This is a genomic window from Rhodococcus sp. 21391, from assembly GCF_016772255.1.
Taxonomy (GTDB): Bacteria; Actinomycetota; Actinomycetes; order Mycobacteriales; family Mycobacteriaceae; genus Rhodococcus_F; species Rhodococcus_F opacus.
The window spans coordinates 3,726,022-3,749,119 of the sequence record NZ_CP063781.1; the positions used below are offsets into that span (position 1 = coordinate 3,726,022).

Sequence of the window (23,098 nt, forward strand, 5' to 3'; positions counted from 1 at the left end):
ACCCTGATTTGCGACAGTCTGCGTATGACAGAAACCACACAACACCGCGTGAGACCGCTCACCCGTGCTGATCTGGACAACCGACTCGCGATTTCCGTGCCAGAGTCGGCACCTCTGCTCGGCATCAGCCGCTCCACTGCATGGCGCCGCGCCAACAGCGGCGACATCCCCACAGTGCATTTCGGCGGCACCCGCATGGTGCCGGTCAAGGCGCTGCTGCGACTGATCGAGGCTGACGAATCCGAGATCGGTGGTGGTGACCGGTGAACACCAACACCACCACCGTCGAGGCCCTCCTCGGCGTCCTCAAGCGCCGCACCTGGTGGACCAGCGAACCGGAATTGTTGCCGCTGCCGCCCGCCTGTACCGGCAGCGTCAATGGACGACCGTATGTCCGCGCTGCCGCCGACCTCGAGCAGCTCCTGCACACCGCACACGGTCCCGAGGTCGCTGTCATGCGCAGGTTCCGGGCGACGTCGAAGTGCGGTGGTGGCGATATCGGCGACCAGACCGATCAACGGAGGCGGGAAGTGACTGAAAAAGATGAAGCGTCCGGCCGTGCTGGATCGGCCGGACCGCCACGAAACACCACATCGAACAGCAGTAATCATCCTACCGGGCCGGTACGACAGGGACTCGAGGCGGCGGTCGAGAACGGCGACCCCTGGTGGGCGAGTCGGGCGCGGGCTGTGATCGACGCCCTCGCCGCGACAGACCGCGTCTTCTCCGCCGACGACCTGCGCGACGAACCGTACAGCCTCGGCGAGCCAGATCGGCCGTGCCGGTGGGGGGCAGCGTTCCAGGTGGCCCACCGGGAGGGTGTGATCACGCCGTGCGGGTTCGCGGTCAGCCGCCGCCCGCAGCGTCAGGGCGGGGTCCTCAGGACGTGGCGAGGGGTGCGGACGACATGACCGACCGAGCGTTGAGATCCAAGTATGTCGACCTCGTCCGCGACGGTGTAGCACCCAAGAACCTGACCGAGAGAGGGCGGAAGGCCACCTTCGGCCCCCTCGTCTCGAGCGCAATGAGCGCCTATCAACGGGGCTGGGGTTATCCGGAGTGGGCGGATTTCGTGACCGAGCCGGCGAGTGAGCTCGGTCGACAGGTCCGCCTCGGGAGCAGGAGTTCGAAGGCCGCCGTGGAGAAAACCTTGATCAAAGCGTGGGACATGGCAGTCAGCAACGCCGACTCTAGCCCCGCCTGGACGCGGGAGCAGATCTCCGAGATGGCGAGGACCCGCGCCCGCGGTGCCCGCGAACTGATGGGCAAACCCCGCGCCGACCTCACGGCCAACGAGCGGCAGATCCTCAGACACGTGATCGCGTTGACCGACGAAAGGGCGAGGTGTAGGCACACGCTTCCCCGGCGGGCCGTCATGGAAGCGACCGGGCTCAAGGAGCGAAGTGTCAGGACCGCACTCGATGGACTGGTCGGCAAGGGGATGCTTGCCTTGGTCGAGAGGGGCCGACCCCGGGGACCTCGGTCTCGGCGGTCGAGGTCCAACATCTACGAGCTGACCGTGCCTACCCTCAGTCCGGCACCCCCAAGTCCTATACCCGTAAACGGGTATGTGGGACCCCCTGCACAGGCCTGTGGGACCCCCCGAACCCATAGGCCTGGGGCCCCTGCACAGGCCTGTGGGACCCCTGCCCGCCTTCGCTGCCCCCAGTGCGGGCAAGAGCACGACGATCAGCGCCCGTACAGAATCTGCCTGGAATGCGTGGCCGCGAAAAGGTGGCCGACCGTATGCGCCCAGTGCGGGCGAACGTTGACGGCCAAGTATCGGACGGTTGTATGTCTCAGTCATATTTACGCCGAAGAGAAGGAGCTCAAGCAGCAGCAAGCATCAACGCAGAAAGCTGCAGCGCAGACAGATTCCGAAGTAACACAGAGCGATAGGGCCGTCTGGCGGGGTACGACGGTTCCCACCCAGAGGAGGATTTCATGAAGCGGCAGGGTGACCTGATTGTTGCGGACGTCCTGCCCGGGATCGTCGTCGAGGCTGACTGTGTGTTCTCGGTCAACGGGAATTGCGTGAGCCCGCTGCACCTGTGTGAGTGGTCGGACGATGGCCGACCACTCACCTATGCCCAGTTCGTTCACCGCTTACTGGACGACCTCGCGGCGAACCTCGACGACCCAGACAACCCCTTACGCAAGCGATTCGATGAACTCACCAAAAGAAGGGAAACACAATGACTACCGGTCGGGCACTATCAATTCTGGAGGATGCACTGGCCCCCATGGCCGGATTCTCCCGGCACAACGTATCGAGGCTTCACAAGCCCTGAGTTGGCGTCGACGCGGCGTTGACGTCGCCCATCGATTCGCGGACCTGGGGTCAGGACATCGCCCATCGCCGCGCCGCCATGACGGAGCGGATCACTTTGGATTGGAAATCCGAACCGTCGACGGTAATCGGAATGCGAAACTCTGTGGCCGCAGGCCGTCACGCTAAGGAGGCAGGGTGCATCTCCCGCGCCGCTGCGCCGCTGCGCCGCTGCCAGTATGCACCCCGTACTCGATACGTTCAGTACCTCCGACCTGCGCGTATGGGGGCATCTCGACCTCCCTTGCCCGTTCGATACTGTTCGGACTCCGGCCGGTCGCCCTCGCCGCTGCTTCCCATCCATGCTTCGGCCAATCATGTTGTAGCGCAATGGTTTTGTCACACATGGCCGGTTTCTGCCGCCCCATGCCGCAGGACAAGGTAGCGCCGGGCAGAACAAGACGTGCACCCCCGCGCATTAGCGTGCCAAACACGGAAGATTGAACCAGAAAGGCCCCACGCATGACACCGCTGAAAAGGACAAACACCCGCGACCGCTCGAAGGCCGGCAACCATGCCACACCTCGCGGTGTGCGCCTGTTGTCGGTGCAGGAGCTGGCAGTCAGGTGGGGTGTCGCCGACCAAACCGTCAGGGAACGAATCGCCCGCGGCGAACTGCGGGCCTACCGCGTCGGCCGCCTTATCCGCATCGACCCCCGCGACGCCGAGAGATCGGTACACCCCGTGGTCCCGAGCGACCTCTACGACGAGAACGTCCAATGAGCCGCACCGTGATCAAGTGCGGTCGCTGCCACCGGCGGATGCGGAACGTGGGCGAGTGGAACGTCGTGATGCGCGAAGGTCACATCGAGTCGTATCTCTGCCCTCGATGTCAGACGCCGGAGGAGAACGCGGGGGCCGAGGTCAACCTCGCCACCCTCGACTATCTCGGTCCCGGCCCTGACGGATGTTTCCGCGGCCGGCCAAAAGGGCTGATCGGCACGTAGCTATGCCAGAAGGACAAAACCTGGGGACAGCCGTAATCGAAGGGAACGGCAGTGATTGAAAGAGATGCGCCCCCGGCCGTGCTGGAGCGGCCGGGCAACACTACAACAGATCGAACATCAGCAACGACAACGAGTCTAAGCGGCGAGGGCGACAAGGACTTGCCGCGGCATCCGACAACTGTGACTCGTGGTGGGCGAGCCGCGCTCAGTCGGCACTCCTGGCCGAAGCCGCAGGCGGGGCCGCACCATCTACGTCGTCGCCGCCGTGCGAGGCGTCGCACATCTTCGCCGGAAGTGGAGGGAACGCCCCATGACAACCGCTTACGAACCCGCCGATTTTTGCGACGACATCGAATACCTCGGCGGGTTCTTGCACGACACACGGCGAACGCTCGCGGACCTGGTGCACGACTACGGCCTCCTCGACGTCGGCAGGCTCCGCGTCGACACCCTCGGAGACCCTCTCGCACCGGCCGAGGCGCTCTCCGCTGTCGGGGCTGCCCTGGGCCGTCTCGGTGCCGCGTTCGACACGGCCGAGACCGCCCTCGACGAGGCCCGCAGGTCCGCTTCGCGGCTCGCCCTGGTTGGCATGAGCGGGGCCGAACGAGCCGCGCAGGCCGAACAAGAATGGGTGCCCAAGGAAAACCGGCGCAGGAAGCTGGCAGCGTCCGCGAAAGACGAGGAAGAACGACAGTGGGCACTCATCGACGGGCTCCCGGACCCATTCTCCGACCTACCAGACCTGCCCGACGACGACTTTCCATCGTTGCCCGACTAGGCACGCACAATGTCCGAAACGCCGCACAACTATCACCCGCACCGGCCACTGTTCAACCGACCGCAGAATCCGGCTCTACCGACCCCCGCCGAGCTGGCCCGCGACCTAGAGGCAGCCGAGCTGCACGCCGCAGGCTGCACGTATCAGCAGATCGCCGACCGGCTCGGGTGGAAGACCCGCAGCGGCGCCTACCGGGCTGTGTGGAGGGGGTGGGACCGTAACCCGCCGTGCGCACCGGCACCGGCCCAGGAGCGGCAGGAGGACGCTTTGATGATGCGCGTACAGGAAGGTTCGACGTACCAGGAGATCGCCGAGGCTCTCGGCTATGCGAGCAGGGGCAATGCGTGGCGTGCGGTCCGTCGCGCCTTGGACCGCGCCAATGCGCGTGACACAGCAGGCTGACCGCCCGCACCCGGCGAAGACTCGGTCGCTGAATACCGCAACCGACAGCCACCGACAAACGGCTTCTCGGACCATTGGTCGCACACGCCCCGCGAAGCCTCAGCCCGCGAAGTGTTGGTACGCCCCAACGCGGTACGGAGACCCGCCACGACCCGCGGCGCATACATCTGCTCCTCGTTCAGGCAGCATCCCGCCCCGGTGGCGGTCGATCTACATGTTCACTCGTCGATTCCGTATGCGCGGCGCACCTTCGTCACTGCGTCGACAAGGAGCTGGTTGATGACGTCAGGTTCGTTGTCGGACAGTTGACGCATTTCAGGCTGGACTTCGACTGTGATGTCACCTTCAGATGATCGGACAATGATTCGGACGGTCGTCGTGGGGAAGCTGGCCATCGGATTATCTCCATTCAGTGTGTCGATCAGGGCGTTCCGGCCTGAGGCATCACCACCGCTCCGCTCCGGAATTGCAGTGGTGGTGTCCCGACCTATTGGGGTCGCCTAACGCACAAGGTCCCGACCTCGTATTCAACCAGTCGCGGTGATTTTGTATGACGATGCGACCTGAAGACACATGCATCGACGACCTGGCACCTTGACACTTTGGGTCTCAACGCCAGGGCACGCTGTCGACGTGTACTGCGACGCGCCCCATCATTCGGCAAGGGGACACATGGCGCGGCAGGTATCAGTGCCCATCCAACCGCCGCATCGGCTTTTCGGTGCGATCGACGAACCTTCCGTTCAGATTGTCCTCGATGTCGTTGACCGACACGTAGGCGCCGTACAACCGCGGTATGAGCATGATCAAGAGCAGGAGCACATACGTGATCAAAGCGATGACGACGGCCGCCACTATTCCTTGCAGAACTGGCGACTGACTGTCTTCCAAAACAATGCCAGCGACTGTGACAACAGTTGCTACTAGAGAGAGAAGCGCCGCTACAAGTACGTGCGCCACGCTCTCGTCTATCGCATCTTTGTCACCTCGCGAGCCGACATCGTCTTTCTCGAACCATTCTGTGAGTTTGAGGCGAAGCGTCGACAACTGCGCGAACACCGTAAGGAGTGTGCCCGTCAGGAGAGAGAGCGCGGCCACGAGCGTTCCTGGGGAGGACAGCTTGACACCAAGCCCGAAAGTGGCAATTCCGGTCAACAACGGTACCAGCGCGAGCACCAACCTAGCGATGCGATCAGGTTCTGGTCGGTGGCCTTCCTCGCTGGGCTTAGAGAGCCCCTTCCAGTGCGCTCTCAGCACGCTCGTTACGGAGAACCGGTCTGTCATCGCGAGCCTCCTTCCCATCGCAGACTTGGTTGGCGGGCTTCCCCGTCACCATCCCGACAGGTCGACAGTTGCTCCCAGCGATCGATGTAGCCGCAGTATCTCACGCTTGGTCTCGGCCCGGAATAGCTTGTCGGTGGGCTGCGCATTGTCGATCGGGTAGACGAAAATCTCGGGAACGCGACTGGGGCTGATGCTCTGCTTCCCCGAAGCTGTCTCGATGACGACCCAGCCGTCGTCCAATTCGAGCTCGGACAGATCAGCGCCGAGAATGTCGGCAAGCTCGTCGGCATAGGCCGAGTCTGCGTCTTCCTCCCCTGTTTCGCTGGCGATTGCCTGTGAAACTAAATCCATCACAGCCTGCGATTGATTACCGTAAACGGCGGCCTCGATTCGGAAGCGCTCGTCGCGGCGAAGTCGTGAAGGGCCAGAGCTGCGTTGGACGAGCACTACCTTGTCCGCGGAAGCCTGCCTGACGTACTTCTGAAGAAGATCGGGATCCATTGAGGGGTATGCGGCGAGCTTGTACCACTCGTCGGACGTCTTGCCTGCCGCATCGGTCACAGAGTCAAGCATCCACCGACGGAACCACTTGATGAAGTATCGACTTGGGCACGCACCCGCGATGCTCTCAACGACCAACAATCCGGTTTTCCCGCTCGACGGGGCGATAATACCGACTCGATAAGACCTCGTTGGGGCGATCTCCGTGAGGTCGACCTCGCCTGTTATCCCTTCAGAGGCCGGCAACCCCTTGTCCTCGTCTTTGTGGCGACCATATCGCAGGTGAACCAGAATGCAGTGCTGCCCTTGCCGAGTTACATCCTCGACCTGGAAGACAGGCCTCTGTTTCTGCTCACGTGGTGACAGCGGTCTTGCGTCGGGGCCAAGAGGAAGACCCCGCTCGGGTGCATGAAGGTGACCGGCCAACAACTTCTCGACTGTATCCAGGAAGAACTCTTCACTTGAGGGCGCGCCTTCGGCGCGTTCTGGTGTCCACCGCCACTCTTTGGATGTGCGCCCGTCACGCTTCCTCAACTCAAGCTTGAATAGCTTGAAGCCGTAGCCTGTCATTCCCGACTCACCCTCCTCTGGAGCAGCTACCGCACGCTGCACTCAACGAATCGGGCATACTGCTCGGTCCGTTACAGGCGATACCGCTTGGTCGACAGCAATTCCCGAATGCCGCTGCCTGCGGCGAAATTCCTGGCCAGCAGCGTGACGGTTACCAGTTCGACGCGAAGCGCTGCCGGTATTCTGCCCGGCGCGTACCGCCAGGCCCGAGCCGGGCAGCTCGACCCTGGAGGGACCAACACAGTTTGCTCAATGCCATCATGTGCACGCTGTTGTGGACAGCCCGTGACGTGGTTGCGCCGCCCATAGACGCAACGCCCCGCCGCGCCGGTTGTCTATGTCGATGGGTCTCGGTACCCAACTGGTAAGGCCAAGCCAGGGGTGGTCTCCTGACCCGCCGACTAGAGCGTGTCTGCTATTTGCGGACACGGTGATGAATAACAGTCGCGCCGAGGAGTACGCCACCGAGGAAGGTGGTGGCGTACTTGTCGTAACGCGTGGCGATGCCACGCCATTGCTTGAGTCGCCCGAAACCGCGCTCGACAGTGTTGCGTTCACGGTAGAGGTCCTTGTCGAATGCCGGCGGTCGACCTCCATCCGGTCCCTTGGCCTTGCGGCGCCGGATCTGATCACTGCGTTCGGGAATGGTGTGCGAGATTCGGCGTTCCCGCAGATGCTTTCGAGTGCTCGGGTGCGAGTACGCCTTGTCGGCCAGCAGCCGGAACCTTTCGGTGTCGTGAGCGCGGTGCGCGTCGAGCAGCGGTGCCAGGTAGGGGTTGTCGCCTGCCTGCCCCGGCGAGAGCAGCAGCGTCAGCGGGCAGCAGAACGTGTCGGTCAGGGCGTGGATCTTGGTGCTCAGCCCACCGCGGGAGCGGCCGAGTGCGTGGTCGGCGGGTTCGCCTGCCAGATTCTTGTCATTCGACCGAGCCCCCTGTGTGGGCATCGGTCAGCGCACCGGCCGAATGCTGGTGGGCGCGGACAACGGTCGAATCGATCGACAGCAGACGTTCGAGCTGTTCCTCTCGTTCGGGGGCCGCGGCCCGTACCGCGGCACGGCGAACATCCGCACGTACGTGCCGTCGTCGGACCAGCGGCGATGACGTTCCCAGATCGACTGCCACGGGCCGAAGCATTCGGGCAGATCGCGCCACGGTGACCCGGTACGGAATCGCCAGATGATTCCCTCCAGCGTCAACCGATGATCGTTCCACGGACGTCCCCTCCGTCCCGCCAGAGAAGGAAGGACGGGTTCGATCACAGCCCACAGGGCATCGGAAATCTCGTTGGCACGCAACACGGGGACAGTCTCGAGCATCCAACTGCCAATATCTGGCAGACACGCTCTAGGTGAGCAGGCGGGGAGACGCCGATTTTCTCCAGCCCACTAACTGCGGCCCTCAGACAGCTCCCTGCCATACAGTTGGTCCAGCAGAGGCCAGCTCAGACTTACGCTGGTCGAAGTCCGGCATCGCCCTACTGAGCAGTTGCCAGAACGCCGGCCCATGGTGGGCCTCGCGAAAATGTGCAAGCTCATGCGCCAGAACGTACTCCACAAGCGCAGGGCGTAGTTGCATCGTGGCCCAATGGATGCGCAGGCGACCACTGGGCAGCGCCGATCCCCACTTGTTGCCGAGGTCGGCAACTTCGATTGTCCGAGGATCAACCCGCAACCGACAGGCCCAATCCTTCTCACGCGGTTTAAGCCACGCCAAACCGGTAACGCAATACCAATTGACGATCTGTTCGAAGCCCGAATTGACGAGTGATCGCGGAAGTATCAGCTTTCCACGCTGCAATCGGACGCGCCGATCATCCGTTTCAACGATGCGGAGCTGGTAGCTTCGGCCCAGGTAGAGGTAGCCCTCCCCGTTCACGAGTTCCTTGATGACCGGATCACAAGTAAGTGTTTCCTTTTCGGCGAGCTTGCGGTAGATCCAATCTCGCTTGGACGCCAGGAACTGCTCGAGTTCACATTGCGCGACGTCGGGAGCGGCCTTGAGCTGCAGGCTACCGTCTCGCTCGATGGTCAGCTTCGCGTTGCGACTCTTGCCACCAGTAACAACGGGAACAATCATCTCGTCGAACCGAAGCGTCATCGTATCCATACGTCACCGCCTCCTTGAGGTGATCAACACCTGATTCGCCCTGGCCAGCTCCATCAGCTTGTCAGCGAGCGGCGCTTGCTCCTCGAACGGGATCACGTCGTGGTCGTCAAGTATGTGGATCAATTGTTTACGCAAAGTCTCCTGCGCATGGGGGTTGTGCCAGAACCGCACAATGCTGGCATTCGTCGCGACGGCCACAACGACTTCCTCGGCCAGGCGAACGACGTCGATCTGCACTTGCTGAGGGAGAGACGCATCCGTCGACAATTCGGCCTCCAGGAGCCCGTAGAACCGCGCAACGAGCGGATCGGCATGATTGGCGCGGTCGTCCTCGTCGTTCTGCGCCTCACCAAGCAGTTCGGTCAGCGCCATGGCCAACTGATCCCACTGTCCGCTCAGATTCTTGAGAATGTTGTCGAGCCGCTCCGACAGCTTCGTATAGCGAGCAGGATCCTCATCGAAGTTTTTGCGGATATGGAAGCGCAGGGCGTGCTCCATCTCGGATGCTTTGGCTTGATCAGAGGTGAGGCCCTGCATCTTGGCGACGAAGTCTGGGTCGGTGATCGACACCGGCGGAATCTTGGTTGCAATATCGAGGGCGATGACGTGCTCGTCGATCAGTTTGCGGACCTTCTCGCCGTAGAGGGAGCTGTCGAAGTCGGCCAGCCCGGCGTCGCGGTAGCGCCGCTTGGCAGCCAGGGAGATCAGACCCAGCCGTTTGGCGTCCTGGACGAACGGCAGGGCCTCAGGGCGCGGCATGACGGTGTCCATGGTGGTGAGGAACTGTTTGAGTAGGGCACCAAACCGGGCACGAAGCGCTTCGTCCGCCAGGAACTGCACACATGCTTCGACGTCTTCATCGGTGTCGAAGTTGTCGATACCGGCCTGGGCGAATATAGCGATCACTCGTGCGTGGCGGTCACGCAGTTTCGGCAGCTCTTCTTTGATCGATGCCAGCGCGCCGATGGCATCCTCCGCATCTTCCGGGGCATAGGCCTTAAGGGCTTTTTGCAGGTGCGCCCCGACCCCGTAGTAGTCGACCAGCAGGCCAGCGGATTTGCCGGTAGCGGTTCGGTTCACCCGGGCAATCGCCTGCAGTAGCTCGGCGTCCTGAATCGAGCGGTCGAGGTAAAGCACCTGTTCGAGCGGTGCATCGAAGCCGGTCAGGAGCATGGTGCGCACTATCAGGAACGCCACCGGGCTGGTCTTCTCGCCAGGTACCCCGAGCTTCTTCTTGAAGTTCTCGATCGCCGAGTCCTGTTGTGCTTTATCAGTCCACTTCACCCACGTCGGGTCATCGTTGTTGCTGCCAGAGATCACCGGCACGAATTCGATTGCCTTGAGAAGTTCGAGCTGGTCGGCAGTGCGAACGAGTACCTGGGTTTTACGGTCGAGTCGATCGATGTCTGCAGCAGTCTCGGGGTCGATGCTACGTAGGCGCGTGGGCAGTGCGTCGATCTGGGCGACCAGTTCGTCACGCGCAACCAGCAACGCTTCGCGGTATCTCACGGTCGCCAACCGACTCGACGCCGTGATCTGGGCCTTGAATCCGTTGGGCATGACGGCCGAGACGTAGTGCCAGAGCATCGATTTGGCCTTGGCGGCGATCAACTGGGGTGCTTCCATCACCGACCCGGTCGTCGCGTAGCGGGTCTTGAGCTTTTCGATCTCGGCGTCGCTGTGATCCGCGAACATGTCCTCGAAGAGCTCATCGAGGTCACTGCCACCTACAACCGCCCCTTTTGCGGTGCGGCCTTCGTAGAGGATGGACACCACCGCACCGTCTGCTTCCGCCTGGCGGATGGTGTATCTGTCGATGAATTCGCCGAAGATGGACTCCGTACGTTTCTTGCCCTGACGCATGATGGGTGTGCCGGTGAAACCGATCTTGGCGGCGTTCGGCAGTGCCGCCATGAGATTGGCGTGCAACGTCGAGGTCTGCGAGCGGTGAGCTTCGTCGACTAGAATCAGGATCGACTCATCGGTGTTGAGCACGCCAAAAGCCTCAACGCCCTCCTCACCCGCCAGCCCTTGGTCGGTGGCCTTGCCGGTATCGGTGTCGCGGTACTTGTGGATCATGGCGAATACCAGGGCGGGCCCGTGCTCGGCCAGCATGGTGCGGAGCTTGGCTGCCTTTCGGGCTCGTTGCACAGTTTCACCGGAAAGATTCGCGGTCGCTGCCAGCTGCTTTTCGAGATCGGTGCGGTCAGTGATCACGACGACCTTGAATGCGCGGAGCACTGGGTCCGAACGCATGGCGCGGACGAGGAACACCATCGTCAGCGACTTACCTGATCCCTGAGTGTGCCAGACCAGACCACCCCGGCGGTCGTGTTCACCGTCGACTTTGCGGGTATTACCGGTGCGGAGTCGCGTGAGTGCTTTGAGAACGGCGCGGTACTGCTGATATCGGGCGACGATCTTAATGCGCCGGCCGCCGGACTCGGTGAACAGCGTGTAATGCCGGACGATGTCGAGAAGGTTCGCCGGGGCGAGCATGCCGGCCACCAACAGCTCTTGCCCGGTGAGCGCTACGGCAGGCTTGCCGAGCTGCTCGGCAAGCTGATCGCGGCTCAGCGGTGCGGAATCCTTCCATTCCAAAAAGTGCTCGGCCTCGGAGGTGAACGTGCCGGCGCGGGCCTTGTCCCCGAAGGTGGAAACGACGAACTGATTTGTCCAGAACAGTCGCTCGTTGCCTTCTTGAGAACCCAGTTCACGTTGGTTGGCGTAGCGGCGCAGCTGATTGATGCCCTCGACCATCGGGTCCGTGACATACGGGCTCTTGCACTCGATCACCACCAGCGGGATGCCGTTGACGAACAGCACCACATCTGGCACGACGAACTTCTTCGCCTGTCCACCGGGTTCATCCATCCGGAACTGGTTGATCGCCAGGAAGTCGTTGCGTTCCGGGTGGTCGAAGTCGATGAACCTGATCGTCTGGCTGCGGCCCTGGTCCCAGCCCGGAAGCCCGGCAACTGACACGCCTTCGAGGAGCCTCTCGGACATGTGCTCGTTGATCTCAATCAGCTTGCCGGCCTCTGTGCGAGTCAGCGAGGACACGGCTTCCGACAACCGCGAACTATCTAACCACGGTTGTCCATCGGGTCCGGGGTTGATCTTTCGCAACATGGTCCGAAGCCGCGTCTCGATGAGCGGCTGACGGAACGACTCGCGACCCGTAACGCTAGGATCAAAGGTCGAACCCTCGGCATGTGACCAGCCAAGACCTACCAGCTGATCCAGCAGTGGTTTTTCAGACTCTGAATACTCGGTCCTTGTACTCATGAGGGACCCTCCGTCGGAACGCGAACGCGGCCAGTTAAGAGGTCACTCATCAGACCTTGCTTCTGTCGCTTCAGCTTTTGCATTTCGCGTTGAGAAAGGGCGATGCGGGAGTCCACCGCGTCCAGAACCGCAACAACCTTGCGCTGCTCCGCTACCGGTCTCAGTGGAATTTCCAAATTTGCGACCGTTGGAAGATTGAGGCCAGCCTTTGCACCCTGGTCATTCAGACGCACGAACTGCGCTTGCCCAAGGGTAGAACTCAGGAAGTGACCGACCCATCTAGAATCTACCTCCGCACTGTCGAATCGCACCAAAGCAATATGCTGATTGATATATGAACTGCCGAGATCGCGCGGAACAACACCAATTATCCCAAGGTCAGCCGTGATCGAAATAAGGAGATCCCCTTCTCTCAGATCGGTCCGACTCCCCTCTCCGCCAGACGGAATGCTGACATGGACCAAAGAGTCGAATCGAAGATTGATGTGATCACGCGTTAGATTGCCTATCCGAATGAATTTTGCGCCCTCATCGGAGTAGTAGCGTGCCCATCCTCGGGAACCCGATGTAATCATACTGGCTAGGCCTCCAAGGCGAACAGTAGACCCGCCGCCCGATAGTAGATCATTGACAAGCCCCTTCTTGGTTAGTCTGAGTTTTTCAACGATCTGCTCGGTGGCGCGGATCTGGTCGTCCAAGGTGTCCAGAATCTCCGCAATTTTCTGCTGTTCAGATAGAGAAAACTCGGGGAACTCAATCCCATACAAAGCGCCTGTCGATAAGTGACGTACAGTAGTTTGCGGGGTTCGCCGATGAATTAAGTCGAGTTGCGGTTGCAGGAAGTGAAAGAGGAATCCCTGATCTATGGACTTTCCGTCAGCGACAATCTTGCAGACTCGCTGGTTCAATAATGCTGGACCACCAGTCCACCTCACGGCATTGAAGTCGCCGTCCATTCCAACAATCAAATCACCATCAGTTAGCAAATAAATTCTATCGAACGGGCCCTTAAAGTTAACCTCGGTGGATCCGGACTTGATATCACGGATGCGGACGAGTGGAATACCCTCATCATGTCCGCAAAAATAGCTCGAGGGGAAGGCGAATCCGCTGAGCACCTTCAGCGGTGATTGAGCGCCAGTATTCGACGCGCTACTCATAACCGAGCTCCACGAGGAATTCGGCGAGTTTCCTGGCCGCTGAATCACGTTCGGTCTCCAGTTCGGCGAGCGTCACATAGTACTTGTCCCACCAGGTCTCGAAACATTCGATGATGAGTCGCCGATGCCTTGTGACACGCCGGTTGGCGACTTCGAGGAGATCGAACCGGAAAAGGTCGAGCACGAGTGCCCGCGCCGTGGTGTCATCGAGCGCTTCACTTGCAACGCGCAAATTCTCTTCGAAGGCAGCTTTGTCAGCTTTGAGTCGCTTCTTGGTGCCGGTGAGTCTCGACTTCAGCTTTTTGAGCTCGGCGGGGGACAGTTCTACTTCGGCTTCACCCGCGTCGTCGTCTTCCGGATTCGCGGTTGCCGCTTTGACCGTTGCACCGAGTTCGGCTGCCTCGGCCTCAAGTGCTGCCAGGCCTTCGAGGTACTCGGGTAGGAGTGCTCGTGCGACCTTGTGGTCGAGGGGATCGATCTTCGATTTCTCTTCTTCGAGGGCATCGAGGACGGTGGTGACCCACGCGTCGATCAGGCCCTTGAATCCGATGTTGGCGAGGGTCTTGAGGTCGGCCTGGTTGTCACCCCACCAGCTGGCGATGATGCCGCTGATTTGGAATCGGTCGAGCATGCCGATCGGCGCGAGCGCTGTCTGGAAGGTGCCGACCAGCTCCTGGCGCAGGTCCACTAGATCAGCGGTCGACCGTAGTTGCGCGAAGCGGTCCTGCTCTGCTTTCCACCAACTCTCAATCGCTTGCGTGACCGCAGCCTCGGATTCGGTGACCCCAGTGTTTGATTCAATCAGTCCCTTGAGCTGGCGTTTGGAGTCGATGTCAGCGGCGAATCTGAGGTAGTCGGTGCTGGAAGTGAATTCGAGATTGTCGACGTCGGGGGTAAAATCGATGTAGTCGGTGTCAAGCAGATCGTTAATGTCGAGTGCGTGGGCGGTGAACAATTCAGTTTTCGCGTCCACCTCGAACCTCGGGATGCCGCCACGAAGGTGTGCGCGCACGTCTTGGGGTTCGGGTGGCGGGGTGGTGTCGACGTAGCGACGGATGTTGAGGTTGTCGTCGTTGCCGGCGAGTTCTTCGCGGCTGACGACTTTGGCGAACGCGGGGATGTCGCCGAACTCGCGGTACGCCGAGACGATCTTCTCAATGTGCTCGGGCTCGAGGAAGTTCTGGGCACGACCCTCTCGGTACTCGCGGTCGGCATTGATGAACAACACCTTGCCACGGCGGTCGGCTGGCTTGGAGCCCTTGTGACGCAGGATCAGGATGCACGCGGGAATGCCCGTGCCGTAAAACAGCTGTGGGCCCAGGCCGACGACTGCGTCGATGATGTCATCGTTGAGGAGCCCACTGCGGATACGCCCCTCGTCACCGCCGCGAAAAAGCACACCGTGGGGCATGACGGTGGCGACCATGCCATCGGTGCGGGTGACCGCGAGCATGTGCTGGACGAACATGAGGTCGGCCTTCTTGCCGGACTCGGGGGTGTAGCCGTAACGGAACCGCTCGGGGAACGGGATGGCGTTCTTACTGTAGTTCAGCGAGAACGGCGGGTTGGTGATGACGCGGTCGAAGCGCATCAGTTCGCCGCCTTGGATGTGAGCGGGGTCTTCGAGGGTGCCGTCGTCGTTGTTGCGCAGGTCGGTGTCGGGGATGCCATGCAGCAGCAGGTTCATCTTGCAGATGGCCCATACACTGCCATCTTTTTCCTGGCCGGCGAGTGCGAGATTGCGACTGTTTCCGCCGGTTTCCTCGACATAGTCCTTGGACAGGATCAGCATGCCGCCCGACCCGCTACACGGGTCGTACACGCTCATGCCTTCCCTTGGGTCGGCGATCTGCACCATCAGTCGAACCACCGGGCGGGGCGTATAGAACTCGCCGCCCTTCTTGCCGGCGGAATCGGCGAAGTCGGCGATCAGGTACTCGTACGCGGAACCAAGAAGGTCCGGGAACTCGAATCGGTCCCGACGAAAGGTCTCCTTGTTGAAGTGCATGATGAGCTCACGCAACTTCTTGTCCGACATCTGCGACTGCCCGACCTTTCGGGTGAAGTCGATGTGCTGCAGTACGCCCTCGAGCGACGGATTGCGTTCTTCGAGTGCCGTCAAGGCCTTGTTGAGCTCGTTTCCGACCTGCTTGTGTGCGTGGTCGCGCAGATAGGGCCAGCGGGCGCGTTCGGGCACGTAAAAGGTGTCATAGAAGGCGGGGTTTTCAGCGCGTTTCTCGGCGTCCGCCTGGCCGCGGCCCTTGCCGATCTGGTCGGCGATCACCTTCTCGCGTTCGGCGTCGAACTGGTCCGAGGCGTACTTCAGGAACAGCATCCCGAAGATGTACTCCTTGTACGCCGAGGCCTCCATCGAGCCGCGAAGGACGTCGGCGGCGGAGAAGAGATGGCGTTCGAGCTGAGGAAGGGTGAGGCGAGCCATGTGACGACCTTATCTTTATCCGGGTGGGCCATTAGCCACACTCTGATCCTCGCTGGAGGCCGCGTCTGCGTTACCCGCAAGAAAGAAGCCGCCGGGGAGACATTCAAGGGGATGAAGTAGATCTGACTGCGCTGTAACGTATTCCAGGACCGCCATTGGGTCTCGCAGAGCGGCTTGCACGTAGCTTCCGTCCTCGGTCAGCGATCCCCCATCGGCTCAGCCGTCACGCTCACGGAACGAGACTTGGAGCAATGATCATGCCCAGACACAAACCCGTACCGAGAACAGAAGAAGATTGGCAACGAAAGATGGACAGGTGGTTGCGAAATTTTGAACGGCAGGACCGCCGCCGAGTACGGGAATTGAACAAGACAGCCGAGGTTATCTCGAGTTAGCGGGTGCTCTGAGCTTGTGACCTGTGTTGTTGCGCACTGCACGCCTCCGCTACCGAACGGGCCTACCGCGAAGGCGCTCGAGCCACGCTGACCGCTCTGGTCTCAACGCCAACATAAGTTGAGTGCGCTCTCCCAAGCCCTGGAGAGCAATACCGATCGGTATCCCCAGCATCCTCCACACCTCTGCATAACCCCAGCTCCGCGACTGGTCGGCGTCCGCTTTTCGGTTCGTCAAGGATGGCTCGCGAACCCCGCAGAGTGGCCCGACCGGCTGAGCATTCACTAGCAAAGGCCGGGACGCGGGTGTGTCGACATCGGAGACGTCATGCCGGCGTCGGAGCAGCAAATGGGAGGTCGGGTTAACCTCACGGCCACGCTCCCAGTGAAGAAGAAGGGGACACGTTGCCGAAAGCAGAAGGCGGTTACGTTGCCCGCCGTGAAGCCGCTCAGCTTTTCCGACACCAGGTCTTGAAGTTGAAGCCAGAGTCGAATGCGAAGCAGTTCCAGCTCTCCTTGTCCGGGCACTTAATCGTGACCTCATCTGACCGGGTCGCGCCGGTGTGTCGGTACCGCTGTGTCGGTACCGCCTGCGAAGACCATTGCGGGTCGAGGACATCGCGGTCGCGCAGTTCGACGAGCAGGCCCTCTCGCCGCCTGCGCCGATGACGCACAGACCCGGCCCTTGGCACGCTCGGCCACGATACGGGCGGCGACCTCGCCGGTCCGGCACCGACGGGCGACCCAGCCGCACGCCAGACCCCCGATGCGCTGCTGTTCACGACGAACGCCAGCCACGTCTTGATCGCGTCCGGCGGGTAGCGGACCAGGGAACATGGCCATCACCGGGCTTCAACCACCGCCGGGCCGCGTCCCCCTGGTGGCGCCACTTCTCCGTCATCCGCCTGGTGGGCGTGGCCTTTCTTTAGCTCGGCCGCCGTAGGCGTTCTTGGTTTGATCCCTAGCGCAGCGGCAGCCCATTCTTGTCCTTCGGTTCGCCAGCGAGTAGACAGATGCCGTCGATTAGCGGCCAGATCCACGCAAGAGCCAGCCAGAATCCGAGCGTGGCGGCAGTAAGGACGATGTTCACGATGAGCATCGCGAAACCGAGGCCGGTGTGCCCGGCGTAGAAACGGCCGGCGCCGAAGAACCCGAAGAAGATACTCAGCAGTCCGGCAGTGGTCTTCGACTTGTGGGAGTACGGAAGACCTGTGACGGGGTGATACCCATATGCGGCCGGCCGGTTCAGGCCCTGCGCCTGTACGTAGTTCAGCGACGGCTGCGGATAGTTGCCGTATTGCGAAGGAGGGCCGGCGGGTCCATGCCACGGGGGTTCTTGTGGAGGCTGCTGCTGTGGCCACTCACCTTGGGGACGCTGCTGTGGCCGCTCGGGATCGCCCCAGCCCATCTCTGAATTCGTCATGTCATGCCCAATCGCAACTGTGATTTAACTCACTACTTCTGATATCGGAATGAGAGAACAGATCGCTACAGACTCGCGGTTTGGGTTCAGGGGAGCTCGTCGAGGAGTAACGGCAACCTTCCGCCTCGCTGACGCGGCTTCCCCCATCGAGGCCCTCAATCGGATGTACAAACGGCGGTACGTGCGGGTGCGGCGCGTCCGACGTTGCGACGGAGCATCGACGCGTCGGACGATGGATGATGCGGTCTGTGCAGAACAGCCACGGCATTTTCATCAGGCGAGCCAGCCGAGGATGGGAACGAAGAGAAGGTCCATGACGATCTCCATGATCAAGAGCCGGACCCCGATATCTGTTTCGTCGCCCCATCCGGGCGTTGGTGTGTTGCCACCACGCAGGGTCGTAGTCACGGCCTCCCCCACTATGGCTGCCGTGACTACGGTGGGGACTATCGAGCTATGCCACAGCGCTGGACACGAGGCGTAGCAACGACCCTCCCCCGATCGGCGCGTTCTTCGGCGCAAACTACGTGTCTGGCATGGTCGGGCCCGTCCGCGTCCGCGAGGAGCAACATCGCTGCCGTTGTGAGGTCGGTGGCGAGTTGGAGCGCTCCTGCAGCGGTGAGCATGTATGCGTCGCCGTTGGGGTTCGAGTCGCGGTCCAGACTCTCGACGGTGATGTAGCGATCGGTGCCGTCCGGGTCGACGTCGACGTAGCGCCAGAGGCCGACGCTGAGGGCTTCGGCGTGGTTGCTTTGGTGCCAGTCGGCGAGGGGAATTGCTTGGCCGTTGGTGGTGGCTAGGTCGATCCCGTGCTTGTCCAGCTGTACCGGGCGGAGCGGTGTGATTGAGGTTCCCGTTGCCTCCGCGGCTTGGTTTCGCCGAGATTCAAGGCAATCTGTAGGCAACGGGCCCTCAGAGATGGATCGGGTCGATACCCCGTGAGGGTGTGTGACCTGCGTTTTCGTGGGTGGAGCTAAGGGGACTCGAACCCCTGACCCCCACACTGCCAGTGTGGTGCGCTACCAGCTGCGCCATAGCCCCGTATTCGGTTATTCTCCGCACTCGGAATGACTTCCTCCGTGCTCGAAGAAAGTTACACCATTGCCGACCGGGCCAACAAATCGCCTGGTCAGAGGCGCTTCGCGCCCGTGCGCCTTTCTGGTTGTTCCAGCTACAAAAAAGGCGCACGGGCGGCGGAGCCACCTACAGCTGCGACACCCAGTTCTCGTTGGAGAGTGCATCGATCACGGTGCCGTCCTCGACCACGGCAGGGGTGCCGGTAGCGCCGCTCGCGGCGAGGGCCTGACGGCCCGCCTCGGCGTGCGCACGGGCCTGCTCGACCTTCGCGCCGGCGGTGATGCACTGGACGGCCTCGTCGGACGCTCCGGCGTCGCCGGCGATCTGCGCGAGCTCCTCGTTGGTGTGATCGGAGCTGCCGTTCTCCTTCGGCTGGTTCGACGGGGAGAACAGCGCCGCGTGGAACGCCGAATACGCCACTGCGTCACCGGTTTCTGCGACGCACTCGGATGCCGCGACGGCGCGGGTGGAGTAGTCACCGCTGGCCGAGAGCTGGTCGAGGAAGTTCAGGACGTGATACCGGACGGCCACCTTGCCGTCGTCGATGGCCTGCGCGAGTTCCTGGCCGTTCTTGTTCTCGAGCTCGGCGCAGTACGGGCACATGGGATCTTCGAACAGGTCGACCGTGGTGGCCGCGTCGGGGCGGCCGAGAAGTACGACACCGTCGTCCTGCAGCGCCACCTGGACCTCGGAGTTCTGGACCCCGCCGTAACCGTCGTTGCGCGGCTTGCTGCGGTTGCTCTGCCAGATCACACCACCGATGACCAGTACGGCGATGACCAGTACCGCGAGCCCACCGAGAATGTAGGTGGACCGGCTGGATTCCGGCTGCGGGTTGTACTTGTTCTTCGAGCTCACGTGGATGCAGTCCTTCGACGTCGGATCGATTTACCGAATGCTTACTCTGCCACCGCCTGCTGAGGGGTCACTGAGAATGTGGCGCTGGAGCCGAGCCCCAGCGCGAACAGGGAACGGGGGAACACGATCAGCCACACGGCCAGTGCGAGGAAGCCCCCATCCCGGAGGATCTCCTTGGTGTAGTCCCAGCCGTTCACGTCGGCCGCACCACCGCCGCCGAAGCATCCGCAGTCGATGGACAGCCCGCGGGCCCACACCGAGACGATCACGGCGATGAGCACGAGCAGGAGCGCGGCGGACACCGCGGCCGTGGCGCGGACGGCGAGCCCGATCAGCAGGAGCAGCCCGAGCGCGATCTCGAGGAACGGCAACGTGTTGGCGACGGGCCGGACGAGGTCCTCGGGAAGCAGTTGGTAGGCGCGCACCGCGATGATCGTCTGGGCGGGGTCGGCGACTTTGAGTGCGCCGGAGACCAGCCAGACGGCAGCGAGAGACAGCCGGGCGAGAAGGGAGACGACCTTGATCCACACTCGAACGAGCGTACCGAAGGCGTCGGTCAGACCGCCTCGACCGACACCTTGGGCGCCGGCTTGTTCGGCACGAGCAGCCAGCCCACTGCGGCGAGAAGCATGACCCCGCCGGTGACGCCGAATGCGACCGCGTAGGACAGGTGCTGGGCGAGCAGACCCGCGCCGACCGGGCCGAGGACTCCGCCGACGTCGGCGACCATCTGGAAGGTCGCCAGCACGGGACCACCCCGGGACTTCGCGCCCACGACGTCGGCGACCGCGGCCTGCTGCGCGGGACTCATCACTCCGGATCCGATGCCCGCGATGCCGGACAGCACCAGGAATACCAGCAGGTTCTCGCTGAGTCCCATCCCGACGGTGCTGGCGCCACACACCAGCAGTCCGAGCAGGACGAACAGCTTCCGGCCGTAGACGTCGGACAACCGCCCGGACACGATGAGGACGAGTGCATTGCCGACGGCGAAGACGGTGAGGGCGATGCCGGCGAGGGCGGCGTCGCGGTGCAGCGCCTCGACGACGAACAGCGGGACCATCGCGACCCGCACGCCGAAGATCACCCCGCCGAACGCGAAATTGGAGCCGAGCGCGGCGCGGTAGACGGGCTGCCCGAGAGCCTCCCGGAGCGTCATGGCGGCTCCGGCGGCGGTGGCGTCCGGCGCCGTCAGGTGCGAACCGCGCAGACTCACGAAGACGACCGCGGCCGCGATGACGAGGGCGATCGCGTAGATGACGAACGGAACCCGCAGTCCGAATCCGACGAGCAGCCCGCCGACGAGGGGTCCGGAGATCGACCCCATCAAGAAGCTCGTCGCGTAGAGCCCGGATACTCGACCGCGGCTGTCCACCGGTGCGATGCGGATCACCAGGCCCATCGCCGACACCGTGAACATCGTCGAGCCGATGCCCCCGAGCGCGCGGAAGACGAGCAACTGCCAGTAGTCCCCCGCGACCGCGCAGGCGGCGGTCGAGGCGGCGACGATCAGGAGTCCGGTGATGTAGACCGGCCGCTCCCCCAGTTTCTGCACGAGCCGGCCGCTGACCGGGGCGAAGACCAGGCGCATGAACGCGAACGACGAGATCACCACCGTCGCCGCCGTCACGCTCACGTCGAAACTGCGGGCGAACTGTGGGAGGGCGGGTGCGACGATCCCGAATCCGAGTGCGATGACGAAGCTGGCCGAGACCAGCACCCAGATTTCCGAAGGGAGCCGCGGGCTGCGCCCGGCGGGCAGCCCGGCTGCGCGAGTGTTCATAGTTGAGTCCGATGGTAGGTGCCCCCGCAGCGGCGGCGGCACCTACCCCCGGCCGAACACCTACTTCAGGACGTCGGCCACCAGTTCCTTGGCCGCCGCCTGCACCTCCGCGAGATGGTCCGGGCCCTTGAATGATTCGGCGTAGATCTTGTAGACGTCCTCGGTGCCCGACGGCCGCGCCGCGAACCACGCCGACTCGGTGGTGACCTTCAGCCCGCCGAGGGCCGCCCCGTTACCCGGGGCACTCGTCAGTGTCGCGGTGATCGGCTCCCCCGCCAGTTCGGTGGCCGACACCTGCTCGGGCGACAGCTTCGCCAGTACCGCCTTCTGCTCGCGGGTGGCGGGGGCATCGATGCGCGCGTAGGCGGGGCTGCCGAACTGCTCTGCCAGTTCCCCGTACCGGACCGACGGTGTCTTGCCGGTCACCGCCGTCATCTCCGAGGCGAGCAGGGCCAGGATGATCCCGTCCTTGTCGGTGGTCCACACCCCGCCGTCGTGGCGCAGGAACGACGCACCCGCACTCTCCTCGCCACCGAAGCCGAGCGAGCCCTCGAGAAGTCCGGGGACGAACCACTTGAAACCCACCGGCACCTCCAGCAGTTCGCGGCCGAGGCTCCCGACCACCCGGTCGATCATCGACGAACTGACGAGTGTCTTGCCCACCTTCACCGTCGAACCCCACCCCCTGCGGTGCGAGAACAGGTAGTCGATGGCAACCGCGAGATAGTGATTGGGATTCATCAGTCCCCCATCGGGAGTGACGATCCCGTGCCGGTCCGCGTCGGCGTCGTTTCCGGTGGAGATGTCGAACCGGTCCCGGGCTCCGATCAGCGACGCCATGGCGTCCGGCGACGAGCAGTCCATGCGGATCTTGCCGTCGGTGTCGAGCGTCATGAACCGCCACGTGGCATCGACGAGCGGGTTGACGACCTCGAGATCGAGTCGATGGGTGTCGGCGATCGCACCCCAGTAGTCGACGCTCGCTCCGCCCAGCGGGTCGGCGCCGATCCGCACTCCGGCGGTCCGGATGGCGTCGAGATCGAGGACGCTCGGCAGGTCGTCGATGTAGAAGCGGAGGAAGTCGTACCGCTCGGCCCGCTGGATCGCCCGCTCCGCGGAAGTTCTCCGCACCCCCGAGAGGTCCCGGCGGAGTAACTCGTTGGCACGATCGGCGATGATCGTCGTCGCCTCCGAGCCGGCGGGGCCTCCGTGCGGCGGGTTGTACTTGAAGCCGCCGTCGCGGGGTGGGTTGTGGGACGGCGTCACGACGATGCCATCGGCCTGCGATTCCGGGCCGCTGCGGTTGTAGCGGAGAATCGCGTGACTGACCGCGGGAGTCGGGGTGTATCGGTTCCGCGAATCGATCAGCACCGTCACGTCGTTCGCGGCCAGCACTTCGAGAGCCGACGTCCACGCCGGCTCCGACAGGGCGTGGGTGTCGCGCCCGACGAACAGCGGCCCGTCGATGCCCTGGGACGCCCGGTACTCGACGATGGCCTGGGTAGTGGCCAGGATGTGTGCCTCGTTGAATGCGTTGTCCAGGCTCGACCCGCGGTGCCCGGATGTCCCGAACACCACCTGCTGCAAGGGATTCTCGGGGTCGGGCACGCCGCTGTAGTACGCGGTAACCAGGTGCGCGATGTCTACGAGATCCTCCGGCAGTGCCACCTGACCCGCTCTGTCGTGCGCCACGAGACCTCCTGGAAACTCATCGGGATCGAACTCGACTACCCACCCATCCTGCACCCTCGCACCGGAGTC

At 62.7% G+C, this 23,098-nt stretch carries 20 protein-coding genes, 1 tRNA gene and 1 pseudogene; 7 read left to right on the plus strand and 15 right to left on the minus strand.

The features are described 5' to 3' along the window. The first annotated feature begins 24 nt into the window (after nucleotides 1-24). The 7 genes from GO592_RS17440 to GO592_RS17470 all read left to right on the plus strand — a co-directional run bounded on the left by GO592_RS17440 (nucleotide 25) and on the right by GO592_RS17470 (nucleotide 4,456). The gene (locus GO592_RS17440) at nucleotides 25-267 is read left to right on the plus strand and encodes a helix-turn-helix domain-containing protein (RefSeq protein WP_039950995.1); all 243 of its coding nucleotides are present in this window, start codon (nucleotides 25-27) and stop codon (nucleotides 265-267) included. Next, nucleotides 264-911: a hypothetical protein gene (locus GO592_RS17445; protein ID WP_007296806.1), complete on the plus strand. Its 648-nt coding sequence runs from the start codon at nucleotides 264-266 to the stop codon at nucleotides 909-911. Before GO592_RS17440 ends, GO592_RS17445 begins: the two co-directional genes overlap by 4 nt. A gap of 1,033 nt (nucleotides 912-1,944) precedes the next feature. After that, nucleotides 1,945-2,199: a hypothetical protein gene (locus GO592_RS17450; RefSeq protein ID WP_007296804.1), complete on the plus strand. Its 255-nt coding sequence runs from the start codon at nucleotides 1,945-1,947 to the stop codon at nucleotides 2,197-2,199. A gap of 592 nt (nucleotides 2,200-2,791) precedes the next feature. After that, nucleotides 2,792-3,052: an excisionase family DNA-binding protein gene (locus GO592_RS17455; protein WP_007296803.1), complete on the plus strand. Its 261-nt coding sequence runs from the start codon at nucleotides 2,792-2,794 to the stop codon at nucleotides 3,050-3,052. Then, complete coding sequence (locus GO592_RS17460; protein ID WP_007296802.1) at nucleotides 3,049-3,276, plus strand: hypothetical protein; 228 nt, start codon at nucleotides 3,049-3,051, stop codon at nucleotides 3,274-3,276. Before GO592_RS17455 ends, GO592_RS17460 begins: the two co-directional genes overlap by 4 nt. Nucleotides 3,277-3,586: 310 nt before the next feature. Next, nucleotides 3,587-4,054: a hypothetical protein gene (locus GO592_RS17465; protein ID WP_007296801.1), complete on the plus strand. Its 468-nt coding sequence runs from the start codon at nucleotides 3,587-3,589 to the stop codon at nucleotides 4,052-4,054. Between the two features lie 9 nt (nucleotides 4,055-4,063). After that, nucleotides 4,064-4,456, plus strand: coding sequence for a sigma-70 region 4 domain-containing protein (locus GO592_RS17470; protein WP_007296800.1), 393 nt, complete (start codon nucleotides 4,064-4,066; stop codon nucleotides 4,454-4,456). A 218-nt stretch (nucleotides 4,457-4,674) separates the two neighbouring features. On the opposite strand, the gene GO592_RS17475 is transcribed toward GO592_RS17470, so the two are convergent. From GO592_RS17475 to pgm, 15 genes and pseudogenes are all read right to left on the minus strand, one after another. Beyond that, a complete protein-coding gene (locus GO592_RS17475; protein ID WP_157234207.1) occupies nucleotides 4,675-4,851 on the minus strand; it encodes a hypothetical protein in 177 nt (58 codons plus the stop codon). A 292-nt stretch (nucleotides 4,852-5,143) separates the two neighbouring features. After that, nucleotides 5,144-5,740, minus strand: a complete 597-nt coding sequence (locus tag GO592_RS17480; RefSeq protein ID WP_007296799.1) for a hypothetical protein — start codon at nucleotides 5,738-5,740, stop codon at nucleotides 5,144-5,146. Nucleotides 5,741-5,785: 45 nt separating this feature from the next. Beyond that, nucleotides 5,786-6,811 (minus strand): hypothetical protein, encoded by a 1,026-nt coding sequence (locus tag GO592_RS17485; protein ID WP_007296798.1) that lies wholly within the window; start codon nucleotides 6,809-6,811, stop codon nucleotides 5,786-5,788. A 415-nt stretch (nucleotides 6,812-7,226) separates the two neighbouring features. Next, a pseudogene (locus GO592_RS17490) lies at nucleotides 7,227-8,108 on the minus strand (IS5 family transposase). 100 nt (nucleotides 8,109-8,208) lie between these two features. Continuing rightward, nucleotides 8,209-8,916 carry a M48 family metallopeptidase gene (locus GO592_RS17495; RefSeq protein ID WP_007296795.1) on the minus strand — a complete coding sequence of 236 codons (708 nt, stop codon included), beginning with the start codon at nucleotides 8,914-8,916 and terminating at the stop codon, nucleotides 8,209-8,211. Between the two features lie 3 nt (nucleotides 8,917-8,919). Next, a complete protein-coding gene (locus GO592_RS17500) occupies nucleotides 8,920-12,204 on the minus strand; it encodes a type I restriction endonuclease subunit R (protein ID WP_039950992.1) in 3,285 nt (1,094 codons plus the stop codon). Beyond that, the gene (locus GO592_RS17505; RefSeq protein WP_007296793.1) at nucleotides 12,201-13,364 is read right to left on the minus strand and encodes a restriction endonuclease subunit S; all 1,164 of its coding nucleotides are present in this window, start codon (nucleotides 13,362-13,364) and stop codon (nucleotides 12,201-12,203) included. Before GO592_RS17505 ends, GO592_RS17500 begins: the two co-directional genes overlap by 4 nt. Next, nucleotides 13,357-15,804, minus strand: coding sequence for a type I restriction-modification system subunit M (locus GO592_RS17510; RefSeq protein WP_007296792.1), 2,448 nt, complete (start codon nucleotides 15,802-15,804; stop codon nucleotides 13,357-13,359). The genes GO592_RS17505 and GO592_RS17510 overlap by 8 nt, the downstream gene beginning before the upstream one ends. Nucleotides 15,805-17,157: 1,353 nt before the next feature. Continuing rightward, entirely contained in the window at nucleotides 17,158-17,619 is a 462-nt protein-coding gene (locus tag GO592_RS17515) for an NINE protein (RefSeq protein ID WP_237720385.1), read from the minus strand. 273 nt (nucleotides 17,620-17,892) lie between these two features. Next, nucleotides 17,893-18,027, minus strand: a complete 135-nt coding sequence (locus GO592_RS45875) for a hypothetical protein (RefSeq protein WP_272943271.1) — start codon at nucleotides 18,025-18,027, stop codon at nucleotides 17,893-17,895. 560 nt (nucleotides 18,028-18,587) lie between these two features. Beyond that, nucleotides 18,588-18,660: transfer RNA gene (locus tag GO592_RS17520), tRNA-Ala, on the minus strand. A gap of 162 nt (nucleotides 18,661-18,822) precedes the next feature. Further along, nucleotides 18,823-19,554: a DsbA family protein gene (locus tag GO592_RS17525; RefSeq protein ID WP_007296789.1), complete on the minus strand. Its 732-nt coding sequence runs from the start codon at nucleotides 19,552-19,554 to the stop codon at nucleotides 18,823-18,825. A gap of 41 nt (nucleotides 19,555-19,595) precedes the next feature. Continuing rightward, a complete protein-coding gene (locus GO592_RS17530) occupies nucleotides 19,596-20,084 on the minus strand; it encodes a MauE/DoxX family redox-associated membrane protein (protein WP_007296788.1) in 489 nt (162 codons plus the stop codon). A gap of 26 nt (nucleotides 20,085-20,110) precedes the next feature. After that, complete coding sequence (locus GO592_RS17535; RefSeq protein ID WP_005259609.1) at nucleotides 20,111-21,337, minus strand: MFS transporter; 1,227 nt, start codon at nucleotides 21,335-21,337, stop codon at nucleotides 20,111-20,113. Nucleotides 21,338-21,397: 60 nt separating this feature from the next. After that, nucleotides 21,398-23,029 (minus strand): phosphoglucomutase (alpha-D-glucose-1,6-bisphosphate-dependent), encoded by a 1,632-nt coding sequence (gene pgm, locus GO592_RS17540; RefSeq protein WP_007296787.1) that lies wholly within the window; start codon nucleotides 23,027-23,029, stop codon nucleotides 21,398-21,400. Nucleotides 23,030-23,098: the final 69 nt, after the last annotated feature.